The 12,909-nt window shown below is 71.8% G+C and carries 14 protein-coding genes; 13 read left to right on the top strand and 1 reads right to left on the bottom strand.

The features are described from left to right. Positions 1-202 precede the first annotated feature (202 nt). From ruvC to ybgC, 7 genes are all read left to right on the top strand, one after another. Complete coding sequence (ruvC, locus tag J2S22_RS04230; protein ID WP_284701450.1) at positions 203-724, top strand: crossover junction endodeoxyribonuclease RuvC; 522 nt, start codon at positions 203-205, stop codon at positions 722-724. 145 nt (positions 725-869) lie between these two features. Further along, the gene (gene ruvA / locus J2S22_RS04225; protein WP_272778907.1) at positions 870-1,487 is read left to right on the top strand and encodes a Holliday junction branch migration protein RuvA; all 618 of its coding nucleotides are present in this window, start codon (positions 870-872) and stop codon (positions 1,485-1,487) included. After that, positions 1,487-1,927, top strand: coding sequence for a cytidine deaminase (locus J2S22_RS04220; protein WP_272778913.1), 441 nt, complete (start codon positions 1,487-1,489; stop codon positions 1,925-1,927). Before ruvA ends, J2S22_RS04220 begins: the two co-directional genes overlap by 1 nt. Positions 1,928-2,153: 226 nt before the next feature. After that, the gene (gene ruvB / locus J2S22_RS04215; protein WP_272780795.1) at positions 2,154-3,203 is read left to right on the top strand and encodes a Holliday junction branch migration DNA helicase RuvB; all 1,050 of its coding nucleotides are present in this window, start codon (positions 2,154-2,156) and stop codon (positions 3,201-3,203) included. 238 nt (positions 3,204-3,441) lie between these two features. After that, entirely contained in the window at positions 3,442-3,663 is a 222-nt protein-coding gene (locus tag J2S22_RS04210; RefSeq protein ID WP_272780794.1) for a type II toxin-antitoxin system HicB family antitoxin, read from the top strand. Positions 3,664-3,801: 138 nt separating this feature from the next. Continuing rightward, a complete protein-coding gene (locus tag J2S22_RS04205; protein ID WP_272780793.1) occupies positions 3,802-4,668 on the top strand; it encodes a DUF6869 domain-containing protein in 867 nt (288 codons plus the stop codon). Positions 4,669-4,773: 105 nt separating this feature from the next. Further along, positions 4,774-5,244, top strand: a complete 471-nt coding sequence (ybgC, locus tag J2S22_RS04200; protein WP_272780792.1) for a tol-pal system-associated acyl-CoA thioesterase — start codon at positions 4,774-4,776, stop codon at positions 5,242-5,244. A gap of 7 nt (positions 5,245-5,251) precedes the next feature. Here the strand turns inward: ybgC and J2S22_RS04195 are convergent, their stop codons facing one another. After that, complete coding sequence (locus J2S22_RS04195; protein ID WP_272780791.1) at positions 5,252-7,129, bottom strand: aq_1923 C-terminal domain; 1,878 nt, start codon at positions 7,127-7,129, stop codon at positions 5,252-5,254. A gap of 179 nt (positions 7,130-7,308) precedes the next feature. Here J2S22_RS04195 and J2S22_RS04190 point away from each other — a divergent pair, with 179 nt between their 5' ends. From J2S22_RS04190 to tolB, 6 genes are all read left to right on the top strand, one after another. After that, a complete protein-coding gene (locus tag J2S22_RS04190) occupies positions 7,309-7,965 on the top strand; it encodes a TetR/AcrR family transcriptional regulator (RefSeq protein WP_272780790.1) in 657 nt (218 codons plus the stop codon). A 281-nt stretch (positions 7,966-8,246) separates the two neighbouring features. Beyond that, positions 8,247-8,660 (top strand): DUF2852 domain-containing protein, encoded by a 414-nt coding sequence (locus tag J2S22_RS04185; protein WP_272780789.1) that lies wholly within the window; start codon positions 8,247-8,249, stop codon positions 8,658-8,660. Between the two features lie 491 nt (positions 8,661-9,151). Further along, positions 9,152-9,844 (top strand): protein TolQ, encoded by a 693-nt coding sequence (gene tolQ / locus J2S22_RS04180; RefSeq protein WP_272780788.1) that lies wholly within the window; start codon positions 9,152-9,154, stop codon positions 9,842-9,844. 131 nt (positions 9,845-9,975) lie between these two features. Next, positions 9,976-10,422 (top strand): protein TolR, encoded by a 447-nt coding sequence (gene tolR, locus J2S22_RS04175; protein WP_272780787.1) that lies wholly within the window; start codon positions 9,976-9,978, stop codon positions 10,420-10,422. 4 nt (positions 10,423-10,426) lie between these two features. After that, the gene (gene tolA, locus J2S22_RS04170) at positions 10,427-11,428 is read left to right on the top strand and encodes a cell envelope integrity protein TolA (protein WP_272780786.1); all 1,002 of its coding nucleotides are present in this window, start codon (positions 10,427-10,429) and stop codon (positions 11,426-11,428) included. A gap of 117 nt (positions 11,429-11,545) precedes the next feature. Beyond that, the gene (gene tolB, locus J2S22_RS04165) at positions 11,546-12,880 is read left to right on the top strand and encodes a Tol-Pal system beta propeller repeat protein TolB (RefSeq protein ID WP_272780785.1); all 1,335 of its coding nucleotides are present in this window, start codon (positions 11,546-11,548) and stop codon (positions 12,878-12,880) included. Positions 12,881-12,909: the final 29 nt, after the last annotated feature.

Genomic DNA, 12,909 nt, shown 5'->3' with positions numbered 1-12,909 from the left:
ACATCCTCGCGGAGCCCTGGCGCGGTCGTCGGCGGCTCCGGGACGGCAGACTAACCCGCGGCGCTATTCGGCCATGTGACGGTTCGGTAAAACCCGACCGCTCGGTTTACGAAGGGTTTACGGCCGCCGCCGCGCCGATCCCGGGCATTCGACCGAGCCGGACCGGTCGATTTCGCCGGCGGCTGGTATAAGACTGGCCACCATGCGCGCAGCGATTCGTATCCTCGGGATCGACCCCGGCCTCCGCCGGACCGGCTGGGGCGTCATCGACGTCGAGGGCAACCGGCTCGCCTTCGTGGCCTGCGGCTCGGTGGCGAGCGACGACCGCGCCAGCATGGGCGAGCGGCTGGTCTCGATCCACGACGGGCTCGCGCGGGTGATCGGCAGCTTCGGCCCGGCCGAGGCCGCGGTCGAGCAGACCTTCGTCAACAAGGACGCGAGCGCCACCCTGAAGCTCGGCCAGGCGCGCGGCGTCGCCCTGCTGGTGCCGGCGCTGGCCGGGCTCAGCGTCGCCGAGTACGCGCCCAACCTGGTGAAGAAGACCATCGTCGGCGCCGGCCACGCCGAGAAGGACCAGATCCGCATGATGATCGGCATCCTGCTGCCGAAGGCCGATCCCGGCACCCACGACGCCGCCGACGCGCTGGCCATCGCGGTCTGCCACGCCCACCACCGCACCAGCGCCGTGGCGCGGGCGGCGCTCCTGAAGGCGGCCGGGGGATGAGAGCGATGGCGGGTCGGACATCTCCTCGGATGAAGGGTGAGGGTTTCGACGGGCGGGGCCGCATCCTGCTCCCTCCCCCCTCGCGGGGGAGGGAACGAACAACACCAACGCTCTCGCCTGGGCGCCATGCCTCGCGAGCACGGCCATGATCGGCAAGCTCAAGGGCGTGATCGACTCCTACGGCGAGGACTTCGTCATCCTCGACGTGCACGGCGTCGGCTATCTGGTGCACTGCTCGGCCCGCACCCTGCAGGCGCTGCCGGCGGAGGGCGAGGCCGCGGTGCTGTCGATCGAGACGCATGTGCGCGAGGACCAGATCCGGCTGTTCGGCTTCCTGTCGGACGTCGAGCGGGAGTGGTTCCGGCTCCTGCAGACCGTGCAGGGGGTCGGCACCAAGGTGGCGCTCGCCGTGCTGTCGACCCTGCCGCCGGCCGAGCTCGCCTCGGCGGTGGCGATGCGCGACAAGGCCATGGTGGCGCGCGCGCCCGGCGTCGGCCCCAAGGTCGCCGAGCGCATCTGCACCGAGCTGAAGGACAAGGCGCCGGCCTATGCGGCCATCGACCCGGCGGTGGCGAAGCTGTCCGGCGCGCTCGCCGACAGGCGGGCGCCGCAGCCGGTCGCCGACGCGGTGTCGGCGCTGGTCAATCTCGGCTACGGCCAGCCGCAGGCGGCGGCCGCCGTGGCGGCGGCCGCCCGGGCCGCCGGCGAGGGCGCCGACACGGCGAAGCTGATCCGCCTCGGCCTGAAGGAGCTCGCGACGTGATGGATGCGAGGGCGACGGCGCTGTCGGCGCAGGACCAGGAGCTGATCGACGCCGCCTGCGAGGCGATCCGGCAGCGCTACCGCAACGACTGGCAGGAGGTCGGCGCGGCGCTGCGCAGCCGCTCCGGCCGGATCGTCACCGGCGTCAATCTCGACGCCTATCTGGGCCGCATGGCGGTGTGTGCCGAGGCGGTGGCGCTCGGCAAGCTGGTCACCGACCTGGGCGAGACCGGCATCGACACCATCGTGGCGGTGCGCCACCCGCGGCCGCACGAGCCCGACCAGACGATCCGGGTCGTCTCCCCCTGCGGCAGCTGCCGCGAGCTGATCTGCGACTACGACCCCGACGCCCGCGTCGTCATCATGGGCGAGACCGGACCGATCGTGGTGCCGATCGGGGCGCTGCTGCCCAACAAGTACAACCGGGGGACCGGGCTGTGACGGCGCGGAAAGCCGATCGGACCGGGCCCGAACCCTCTCCCCTCGTGGGAGAGGGTGCCCGAGCGAAGCCCGGGCGGGTGAGGGGGCGCTCCACGCGCTCGGAATTTGCGGCCAGCCCCCTCACCCGTCTCGCCGCTGCGCGGCGAGCCACCCTCTCCCGCAAGGGGAGAGGGAAGGGGCCGCGCGCCGGCGGGTTCCTCCGAACCGTTCAGCCGAAGGCAGTGTGATGGCCCCTCCCCCCCGCCGGCTGGTCACCGCCGAGCGCCGCGACGAGGATGCGGCCGAGACCTCGCTGCGCCCCCAGAAGCTCGACGAGTTCGTCGGCCAGGCGCAGGCGCGCAAGAACCTCACGGTGTTCATCGAGGCGGCGCGGGCCCGCAAGGAGGCGCTCGACCACGTGCTGTTCGTCGGCCCGCCCGGGCTCGGCAAGACGACGCTCGCCCAGATCGTCGCCCGCGAGCTCGGCGTCAGCTTCCGCTCGACCTCCGGCCCGGTGATCGCCAAGGCCGGCGACCTCGCCGCCCTCCTCACCAACCTGGAGGAGCGCGACGTCCTGTTCATCGACGAGATCCACCGGCTCAACCCGGCCGTGGAGGAGATCCTCTATCCGGCCATGGAGGACTTCCAGCTCGACCTGATCATCGGCGAGGGGCCGGCGGCCCGCTCGGTGAAGATCGACATCGCGAAGTTCACGCTGGTCGGCGCGACCACCCGGGCGGGGCTGCTGACGAATCCGCTGCGCGACCGCTTCGGCATCCCGATCCGGCTCGCCTTCTACACCGAGCAGGAGCTGGAGCTGATCGTCGCCCGCGGCGCCCGGGTGCTCGGCGTGCCGATGACCCGGGACGGCGCCAACGAGATCGCCCGCCGCGCCCGCGGCACGCCGCGCATCGCCGGCCGCCTGCTGCGCCGGGTGCGCGACTTCGCCCAGTACGAGAAGGCCGCCGCCGTCGACCGCCCGGTCGCCGACCGCGCCCTGCAGGCGCTCGAGGTCGACGCCTCCGGGCTCGACGCCATGGACCGGCGCTACCTGTCGGTGATCGCCCTCAACTACGGCGGCGGCCCGGTCGGTATCGAGACCATCGCGGCGGCGCTCTCCGAGCCGCGCGACGCGCTGGAGGAGATCATCGAGCCCTACCTGATCCAGTGCGGCTTCATCCAGCGCACCCCGCGCGGGCGCCTGCTCACCGGCCACGCCTTCCGCCATCTCGGCCTCGCCGAGCCGGCCCGCGACCCCGCCCAGTTCGGCCTGTTTTCCGAGCCGGAGGATCCCTGATGACCTCCGATCTTCTCGCCCGGATGCGTCGGAACCCGGCCGGAGATTGGACCATCGGGGGCGTCGAGGCGGTCTGTCGTGAGCATGGATTGCTGTTCCGGCCCGGCAGGGGGACCTCCCATGCTCATGCCAAGCATCCATCTTCACGAGAGATTTTGACGATCCCTGCGCATCGGCCGATCAAGCCGGTCTACATCCGGAAGCTCGTGCGTTACATTGAGAGCGGAGGAACGCCCCGATGACGCTCGAATATGCGGTTCGGATCGAACGGCTCGCCGAGGCGGACGGCGGCGGCTATGTCGCGACCGTGCCCGACCTTCCCGGATGCATGTCGGACGGTGAGACGCCCGAGGAGGCGCTCCGGAACGTCCAGGAGGCGATCGCCTCGTGGATCGAGGCGGCGAGCGCGTGGGACACCGAAGTTCCCCGTCCGTCCCCGCCCTTGGCCCGCGTCGGGTAGGAGCGACCTCGCTATATCTTCTTGAAGCATATTCGGAATCTAATCGCCCCTCGGAAACGTCGAACCTCTTCGGCGAACGCTGCGACCAAGTCCCTGACGGTAAGGCGCCCGAAGAGCGCCCGCGACAGGGGGTGGTGCATGAGCTTCATCGACGACGCCAAGCACTGGGCCACCATGCCGGTGCCCGGAGGCGCCCGCGGCGCCGCGCAGGACGCCCTCTACGAGGCGATGCCGGTCCCGGATCTCGCCGCCCTGTGGTGCCGGCTGCAGGCGCTCGGTCTCAAGGACCAGACCGAGGAGTCGTGGGGCGCGACGCTCTATTTCGACCATCTGCCGCACGACGCGCCCGACCGCGCCCTCGACATGGCCCTGCAGGTGCTGGCCTCCGACGTCGAGACGCGGGTGAAGATGCAGCTCGGCGAGAAGTTCATGGCGGCGCTCGTCTACAACCATGCCGGCCGGCTGATCGACCGCATCGAGGCCGAGGCGGCCGGCAATGCGCGCCTGCGCTGGCTGCTCGGCGCCGTCCACTGGTGGGCCCCCAGCCGCGACCTCAAGGCGCGCCTCGCCCGGATCGCCGACGAGGCGGCCTGGCGGGCCGACGAGAGTCTTCGCGACACGCCCCCGGTGCGCATCGACTACGCGAGCCTGTCCGTCGACGCGCTCGCCCGCGCCTGGGTCGAGCAGCACGGCAGGCCCGAGAAGGACCGCGACGCCAACTGGCACGCCCTCGCCGACTTCGAGCGCCGGCTCCTCGACCGCGATCCGGACCGGGCGCTCGACCTCGTCGTCGCCGTGCTGGCCATCGAGACCGACCCCAACCTCCTGTCGCTGCTCGCCGCCGGGCTGCTGGAGGACCTCATCGGCCCGGAGACCATCGCCCGGGTCGAGCGCGAGGCGTCGAACAATCCCGCCTTCCGGGCCCTGCTCGGCGGCGTCTGGTATCACAACGAGACCGAGGACCTGCGCGCCCGCCTCGACGCCATCGTCAACGCGGCGGCGTGAGGCGCCCGCCCGCGGCGCGCACGCGGCGGGCCGTTGTCCGGCCCGGCCCGAGCGTCTAAACCGCCCGCGGCGGCCGCGATGCGCCGCCGCACGGACGGACCGCTCATGACCGACATCCTGACGGCGGGTCTCGACGGCGAGATCCGCGACGGCCGGCACCGGCTCGCGGTGCGGGTCTATTACGAGGACACCGATTTCTCCGGCGTCGTCTACTACGCCAACTATCTCAGGTTCCTGGAGCGCGGGCGGAGCAACTATCTGCGCCTGCTGGGCGCCGACCAGCGCGCCCTGTTCGAGGAGACCGAGCGCGAGGCGCCGGGCTTCGCCTTCGTGGTGCGCTCGCTCCAGGTCGACTACCTGAAGCCCGCCCGCATGGACGACATCGTGGTCGTCACCACGGTGCCGGCCGAGGTGCGAGGCGCCTCGATCACGCTGAAGCAGACCGTCACCCGCGACGACGTCGTGCTGGTCGAGGCGAGCGTGAAGGTCGCCTTCGTGTCCGGCGGCCGCGCCCGGCCGATCCCCAAGGCGCTCCGCATCGCCATGACGGCCGACCAGGAGGGCGGCGCGCCCTGACCGCGCCTCAGCGCGGCGGCTCGACCTCGATGTCGAGGCGCATCCGCGCCAGGGCCTTCGGGCCGAGCGTCTCGAGGTCGCTCAGCCTGACCGTCTGGCCGGGGCGCGGCGACGCCGCGACGACGATGCGGCCGGGCCGGCGGACGAAGGCGGCGATCTTGTCCAGCGCGGCGGACGGCAGCGCGCTGCCGAACGCCTCGGCCGCCTGGGCCCGGGTCTCGGCGGCGAGCCGGTCGCGCGCCGCCGGAACGGTGACGCCCGCGGACTTGGCGAGATCGGCGTAGAAGCGGTCGGCGAAGCCGAGATCCGCGATGGTGACCTCGAACCCGCCGAGCCGGGCCCGGCCGGCCAGGATCGCGTCGGCGCGGTCGGGATCGGCCAGCGCGGCGGCGAGGTCGACGTCGTCGATCCGCACCGACGCCTCGATGCGTCCGGCGTCCGCCACGGCGAGCGCGGTGTCGTCGAGCACCAGCGCCCGGTCGGCCGGCAGCCAGCGCAGCTGCGTCGTCATGTCGGCCCGGATCGCCGTGTAGCCGAGATGGGCCAGAACCTCGCGGCCGTCCGCTCCGTCCCCCGGACCGACCGGCAGCGCCAGCCGGGTGACGGCGAGGGCGAGGCGTTCCGGCAGGCGGCCGGGCCGGTCGATCTCGATGTCGAGGGCGCCGAGCGTCACCGGGCCGTCGGGCGTCGCCGCGTCGAGGCCGGCGAGCCGCACGGCGCCGATCTGCGGCAGCAGGTCGACGATCCGGCTCGGCTCGATCTCGGGCCCGCGCCCGGTCTCGGCCGCGTCGAGGCCGAGATCGAGCAGCGCGGCGAAGTCCGCCTTCTCGACCGCCAGCCGGCCGAGCCGGACCGGGCCGTCCGGGGTCGACGCTTCGATGCCGGTGACCTCGAACAGGTCGAACCCGCTCGGCACCATGCCGCCGAGGGTCACGGCGGCGATCTTCAGGTCGACGTCCGGGCCCGTCACGGCGATGTCGCGAAAGGCGACCGACTCGACCTTCAGGCCGCGCAGCAGGCCGCGGTACCAGCGCACGAGCCTGGCGACCACGGCCTGGTCGGGCTGCGCGCCGGCCTGCAACTCGGTGGCGAGCGCGGCCAGGTCGGTGGGCATCGGCTCGGCCGGAACCGCCAGGGTCACGGGGCCGACCTCGTAAGTGCCGAGCCGGACCGTCACGGCGGGCGTGACGATCTCCATCCCGTCGATCGAGGCCGAGGTCATCACCCGCCGGGCCGTGCCGTCGCCGCCCGTGACGATCCGCAGGCTCTCGCCGATGTCGAGGTCCTGGTAGCGGACGGCGCCGGTCTTCACCCGCACCGGCGTGGCGGGATCGGGCGCCGCGGTCCCGACGATCGAGGCCATGCGCGCCGTGCCGATGACGCCGCGGGCCAGCCGGCTGAGCACGAAGCCGCTCAGCACCTGCTCGGTCTTCGCCGTCCTGTCGGTGACCGTGAGGGTCTCGATCGTCACCAGGTCGGCGGCGACCTCGCGGAACAGGTCGGGCCACGGCCGGGTGGTCGCCGCGCCTTCCGCGAGGGCGCGGTAGAGCTCCTCGGGAATCCGGACACCGTCGAGGGTGATGCGCGGAATCTGCCAGCTCTGGGTCCCCACCGTCGCCGTGACGGTCTCGATGGCGAGGCGGGAGGCGACGACGGTGCCGCCCTCGCGGCTGAACCCGGCGAAGGCGGCGCGGCCGATGGCGAGCGCGCTGCCGTCCGGACCGCCCAGCGTCACGTCCTTGATCTCGATGGTGCCGGCCCGCATCCGCGCCACCGCCGCACCGGCGTCGCGAACCGCGTCGCCGAGGCCCTGCGCGTCGGCGCCGGTCCCCAGGAGCGCGAGGCCGCATCCCACGGCCAGGGCCTGCCACCGGGTCGTTCTCATCGAGGAGCCTCGTTCGGTCGGAGCGATGTCGGCCGTCTGCGGCGCCCGCCGCCGGGCCGCCGACGACTATATACGGGCCGGTCGCGCGATTGTTGATGAGGCATTCGCGGCGCGCTCGGTTCCTATCGACGCCGCCGGTGCCCTCATGTAAGCCTCCTTCACATGAGCGGGTCGCAGGCATGAGCTGGTCCAAATCCGATCGCGACGGCTCCGGCCGCGACGGGCCGCGCGGCTATCACCACGGCAACCTCAAGGAGGCGCTGATCCGCGCCGCCCTGGAGCTGATCGCCCAGAAGGGGCCGGCCGGCTTCACCTTCGCCGAGGCCGCCCGCTGGGCCGGGGTCAGCCCGGCCGCGCCGTACCGACATTTCCGCGATCGCGACGAGCTGATGGCCGACGTCGCGCGGCGCGGCTTCGAGGCCTTCGAGCAGGCGCTGGCGCGGGCCTGGGACAACGGCCGGCCCGACCCGTCGACCGCCATGGACCGGCTCGGCAAGGCCTATCTCGCCTTCGCGCGCACCGAATCCGCCTACTACTCGGCGATGTTCGAGGCGGGCGTGCGCCCCGACGCCACCCCGGAGCTGCGCGCCGCCGGCGACCGCGCGTTCGGGGTGCTGCGCACCGCCTGCGAGGCGCTCGCCGCCACCCTGCCGACCGCCGTCCGGCCGCCCGGCCTGATGATGGCGCTGCACATCTGGTCGCTCGCCCACGGCATCGCGTCGCTGTTCGGCCGCGGCGATGCCGCCCGCCGCTCGCTGCCGATGACGCCCGAGGAGCTCCTGGAGGCCGGCGTGCTGGTCTATCTGCAGGGGCTCGGCGTGCGGCCGCCCGGCTGACGCCGGCGGGGTGCGGCCGCCGGGCCGGCCCCCGCGGGTCACGATCGCGCGACCCGGAGCGCCGGACGCCCCGGCGACCTTGCACACGATCCCGGCGAAGCCACGTCTTCGAGCAACCGTCCGATCACTGCGGAGCGGGCCCGCGGTGTGGCGCGCCGCCGCAGGCGGGCCGCCCGAAAACCGCGCCCGGGCGACCCGGCCCCGCTTGACAACCCCGGGGCCCGATCGTATCTATGTAAATGTAATTAACATTCACCACGAGGACCCCTGCGAGGACCGCCATGCCCTTGGTTGCGAAACTGGACGATCTCGGTTCCGGCGCCTGGATCGCGCTCACGATCCTCGGATTCGTGTTCTGGTGGCCGATCGGCCTGGCGCTTCTCGCCTTCACCTTCTGGAGCGGACGCATGAGTTGCTGGAACGGGCGCGGGATGTCCCGCTGGCAGGCCAAGATGGAGCGGATGCGCGACCGCATGGACCGCGGCGGCGGCGACTGGTTCGGCGCCCCGACGAGCGGCAACCGTGCCTTCGACGAGTACCGCACCGAGACGCTCCGGCGGCTGGAGGAGGAGCAGCGCGAGTTCAAGGACTTCCTCGAGCGCCTGCGGATGGCCAAGGACAAGGCCGAGTTCGACCAGTTCATGGCCGAGCGCCGCGGCCGCTCCTCGGCCGACGTCGCCCAGCCGCAGGGCTGAGCCGACCGCGCCTGGGTCCGGCGCCGCCCCCCGCCGGACGCCCTTCTCGGCTTTCTCGACGGCCGCCGCCCCGACCGGGACGGCGGCCGCTTCGCATTCCGGACCGTGTCCGGAGGGATGCCGGCCGCGTTGTCATCCAGTCGTCACGCGGGCCGGACGCCGCACCGCAAGCATTCGAACGTAACGCGGGCGTAACGCGCGCCGCGCCGTCGCAGTCGTGAAACGGTCCATCCCTAGAACTTGCCCAAACTTCGCTCCGTTTACCGAGCATTAACCGCGGCGGCGTCGTACTGGCCGGCGGGACGGCGGGACGATGCCACGATTTGGTCACGTTTCGCCTGGAGTCGGTCGGCCGGGAATGGGGACGGCTCGCATCCATGCCCGAACGGAGCGCGGCGGCAGGGGCGGAACGCTTCGGCCGGCGCGATCTTTTTGCGACCGCCGGGCGGTGCCGCCGCCGGAGCGGCGCCGGAGAGCCTTGGAAACGAACGATGCCTGAAGCTGCCGGCGTGTCCGCCGATCTGTCGATCTTCACCCTGTTCTGGCAGGCCCACTGGGTCGTCAAGCTGGTGATGACCGGGCTGCTCGCCTGCTCCGTGTGGGTGTGGGCGATCGCCATCGAGAAGTTCCTGCTGCTGCAGCGGACCCGCTCGGCGATGAACAAGTTCGAGCAGGCGTTCTGGTCGGGCCAGTCGCTGGAGGAGCTCTACCGCTCGCTCGCCTCGCGGCCGAACCACTCCATGGCGGCCCTGTTCGTCGCCGCGATGCGCGAGTGGAAGCGCAGCTTCGAGGGGTCGAGCCGGTCCTTCGCCGGCCTGCAGATGCGCATCGAGAAGGTGATGGACGTCACCATCGCGCGCGAGGTCGAGCGGCTCGAGCGGCGGCTCCTGGTGCTGGCGACGGTCGGCTCGGCGAGCCCCTTCGTCGGCCTGTTCGGCACCGTCTGGGGCATCATGAACTCGTTCCAGTCGATCGCCGCGTCGAAGAACACCTCGCTCGCCGTGGTGGCGCCCGGCATCGCCGAGGCGCTGTTCGCCACCGCGATCGGCCTCGTCGCCGCCATACCGGCGACCATTTTCTACAATAAGTTCTCGTCCGAGGTGAACAAGCAGGCCTCGCGGCTGGAGGGGTTCGCCGACGAGTTCTCCGCGATCCTGTCGCGGCAGATCGACGAGCGGGCCTGACGCGCGGGCCCGAGGCGCCGCCGCCGGAGGGCCCTGCCTCCGGTGCGACAAGGCGCTGAAACAACGGTGGTTTCTCAGGCCGACCCCGGTGGGGACCGCGGTCGGACGGCTGGCACGGGGACGGGATCGGGATGGGAATGTCGATGGGCGGTGGCGGCGGGGGCAAGCGCCGCGGGCACCGCAACGCCGTGATGGCCGAGATCAACGTCACGCCCATGGTGGACGTGATGCTGGTGCTGCTCATCATCTTCATGGTGTCGGCCCCGCTGCTGACCGTCGGCGTGCCGATCGACCTGCCGCAGAGCCAGGCCAAGAGCCTCGACCAGGACAAGGAGCCCCTGACCATCACGGTCAACACCCAGGGGCAGGTCTATCTCCAGGAAAGCGAGATCCCGATCGACGAGCTGGTCGCCAAGCTGACCGCCGTGACCTCGGCACGCGGCGGCTACGAGGAGCGCATCTATGTGCGCGGCGACCGCAAGGTCGACTACGGCACGGTCATGCGGGTGATGGGGCGGCTGTCGGCGGCCGGCTTCAAGCGCGTCGCCCTCGTCACCGAGGTCGAGCAGGGGTCCTGACCGGTTGCGCAAGGCGCTGACCATATCGGCGATCGGCCACGCGGTCCTCATCCTGTGGGGCATGATCGCCTTCGTGGTGCGGCCGCTGGAGGCCAACACATCGGAATCGCTGCCGGTCGACATCATCTCGGACAGCGAGTTCTCGCAGATCACCGCCGGCGTGAAGACCGCCAAGAAGGCCGAGACGCCGAAGCCGCTGGTCGAGAAGCTGGGCGAGCAGAAGCCGGTCGAGGAGCTCACCAAGATCGAGAAGAAGCCGGCGATCCAGACCGCCTCGGCCGAGCCGATGCCGATTCCGCCGGAGCCCAAGAAGCCCGACCCCAAGCCGCAGCAGGCCAAGGCCGAGCCGGAAAAGAAGCCGGAGCCGGAGAAGAAGGCCGAGCCCGAGAAGGTGAAGCCGGCCGAGGCCAAGCCCGCCGAGGCGCCGCCGCCCGACCCGATCGCCGAGGCGATGAAGAAGGCCGAGGAGCAGCGCAAGAAGGACGAGCAGAAGCGCAAGGCCGAGGAGCAGAAGAAGAAGCTCGAGGAGCAGAAGCGCCGGGCCGAGGAGCAGAAGCGCAAGCAAGAGCAGCAGCGCAACGCCTTCGACCCGTCGAAGATCGCCGCCCTGCTCGACAAGCAGTCGCCGCGGCGCGAGGCCGCGACCGGCGACACGCTCAACCAGACCGCGTCGCTCGGGCTGCCGACCGGCCGCGCCGCCACCCTGACCCAGAGCGAGATCGACGCCCTGCGGGCCCAGATCCAGGCGTGCTGGAACCCGCCGGCCGGGGCCGTCGACGCCCGCGAGCTGATCGTCCGGGTGCGGCTGCAACTGCGCCAGGACGGCTCCCTGCAGGCCGACCCGACCCTGATGAACCGCGGCGGCCACCCCGCCTTCCAGATCGCCGCCGAGGCCGCCATGCGGGCGATCCGGCGCTGCCAGCCCTATCGTCTCCCCATCGCCAAGTACGATGTGTGGAAGGATGTTGAAGTCACGTTCGATCCCCGCGATATGTTCCGGGGCTGACGGCCCGGCCCGGGTCGCGCGATTCTGCCGTCTCCTTGCCGCGATCCGGCCGTAGAGCCGTCCCCGGCTCCGCCTGCGGGCACCCTCCGCCCTCCGGGCGCAAAAGGATGAATCCCGATGCTCGTGCGTTTCTCCCGACGCCGCCTGCTGCTCGCGTCCGCCGCCGCGGCGGGGGCCGGCGCACTCTCCGGCCTGCCCGGCCACGAGGCCCTGGCACAGCTGCGCATCGACGTCACCCAGGGCAACGTCCAGCCGGTGCCGATCGCCATTCCGGACTTCGTCGGCGGCAGCCCGGCCGACGTCGAGGCGGCGCGCGGCATCAGCCAGATCATCACGGCGAACCTGCGCCGCTCCGGCCTGTTCGCCCCGATCGATCCGGCCGCCTATATCGAGCGCATCACCACCATCGACACCCAGCCGCGCTTCCCCGACTGGCGCGCCATCAACGCCCAGGCGCTGGTGACCGGCCGGCTGACCCGCCAGGCCGACGGCCGGCTCAAGGCCGAGTTCCGGCTGTGGGACGTCTTCGGCGCCGCCCAGCTCACCGGCCAGCAGTACTTCACCTCGCCCGACAACCTGCGCCGCATCGCCCACATCATCTCGGACGCCATCTACGAGCGGCTGACCGGCGAGAAGGGCTATTTCGACACCCGCATCGTCTTCGTCGACGAGACCGGGCCGAAGGAGCGCCGCATCAAGCGGCTCGCCCTGATGGACCAGGACGGCGCCAATGTCCGCTACCTCTCCCGCGGCGACGACCTGGTGCTGACCCCGCGCTTCTCGCCGACGACCCAGGAGATCACCTACATGTCGTTCGGGCAGGGCGACCCGCGGGTCTACCTGCTCAACGTCGAGACCGGCCAGCGCGAGATCGTCGGCAACTTCCCGGGCATGACCTTCTCGCCGCGCTTCTCGCCGGACGGCCAGCGCGTCATCATGAGCCTGCAGCAGGGCGGCAATTCCAACCTGTTCGTGATGGATCTGCGCTCCAAGGCGACCACCCGGCTCACCGACACGCCGGCGATCGACACGGCGCCGTGCTTCTCGCCGGACGCCTCGCGCATCTGCTTCGAGTCCGACCGCGGCGGCAAGCAGCAGATCTACGTCATGTCGGCCGGCGGCGGCGGCGCCCAGCGCATCAGCTTCGGCGACGGCTCCTACTCGACCCCGGTGTGGTCGCCGCGCGGCGACTTCATCGCCTTCACCAAGCAGGGCGGCGGCCGCTTCGGCATCGGCATCATGAAGCCGGACGGCTCCGGCGAGCGCCTGCTGACCGACGGCTACCACAACGAGGGCCCGACCTTCGCGCCCAACGGCCGGGTGATCATGTTCTTCCGCGACCCCGGCTCGGGCCCGGCCCTCTACACGGTCGACATCACCGGCCGCAACGAGCAGCGCGTCCGCACCCCGAGCTTCGCCTCCGACCCGGCTTGGTCGCCGCTCTTGAGCTGAGGCTCGCGCCGAGCCCCCCGACCTCTCCC

This window comes from Rhodoplanes tepidamans (assembly GCF_030813915.1).
In the GTDB taxonomy this organism is placed as follows: domain Bacteria; phylum Pseudomonadota; class Alphaproteobacteria; order Rhizobiales; family Xanthobacteraceae; genus Rhodoplanes; species Rhodoplanes tepidamans.
This window is presented reverse-complemented; position numbering and strand designations above follow the sequence as displayed.

Excerpts from the sequence above, each read along its gene's own strand:
- ruvB (WP_272780795.1), top strand. The coding sequence starts at position 2,154 with ATGGCCCCTCCCCCCCGCCGGCTGGTCACCGCCGAGCGCCGCGACGAG.
- tolQ (WP_272780788.1), top strand. The coding sequence starts at position 9,152 with ATGCCTGAAGCTGCCGGCGTGTCCGCCGATCTGTCGATCTTCACCCTG.
- J2S22_RS04195 (WP_272780791.1), bottom strand. The coding sequence starts at position 7,129 with ATGAGAACGACCCGGTGGCAGGCCCTGGCCGTGGGATGCGGCCTCGCG.
- ybgC (WP_272780792.1), top strand. The coding sequence starts at position 4,774 with ATGACCGACATCCTGACGGCGGGTCTCGACGGCGAGATCCGCGACGGC.
- tolB (WP_272780785.1), top strand. The coding sequence starts at position 11,546 with ATGCTCGTGCGTTTCTCCCGACGCCGCCTGCTGCTCGCGTCCGCCGCC.
- tolR (WP_272780787.1), top strand. The coding sequence starts at position 9,976 with ATGGGAATGTCGATGGGCGGTGGCGGCGGGGGCAAGCGCCGCGGGCAC.
- J2S22_RS04190 (WP_272780790.1), top strand. The coding sequence starts at position 7,309 with ATGAGCTGGTCCAAATCCGATCGCGACGGCTCCGGCCGCGACGGGCCG.
- J2S22_RS04210 (WP_272780794.1), top strand. The coding sequence starts at position 3,442 with ATGACGCTCGAATATGCGGTTCGGATCGAACGGCTCGCCGAGGCGGAC.
- J2S22_RS04185 (WP_272780789.1), top strand. The coding sequence starts at position 8,247 with ATGCCCTTGGTTGCGAAACTGGACGATCTCGGTTCCGGCGCCTGGATC.
- J2S22_RS04220 (WP_272778913.1), top strand. The coding sequence starts at position 1,487 with ATGGATGCGAGGGCGACGGCGCTGTCGGCGCAGGACCAGGAGCTGATC.
- ruvC (WP_284701450.1), top strand. The coding sequence starts at position 203 with ATGCGCGCAGCGATTCGTATCCTCGGGATCGACCCCGGCCTCCGCCGG.
- ruvA (WP_272778907.1), top strand. The coding sequence starts at position 870 with ATGATCGGCAAGCTCAAGGGCGTGATCGACTCCTACGGCGAGGACTTC.
- J2S22_RS04205 (WP_272780793.1), top strand. The coding sequence starts at position 3,802 with ATGAGCTTCATCGACGACGCCAAGCACTGGGCCACCATGCCGGTGCCC.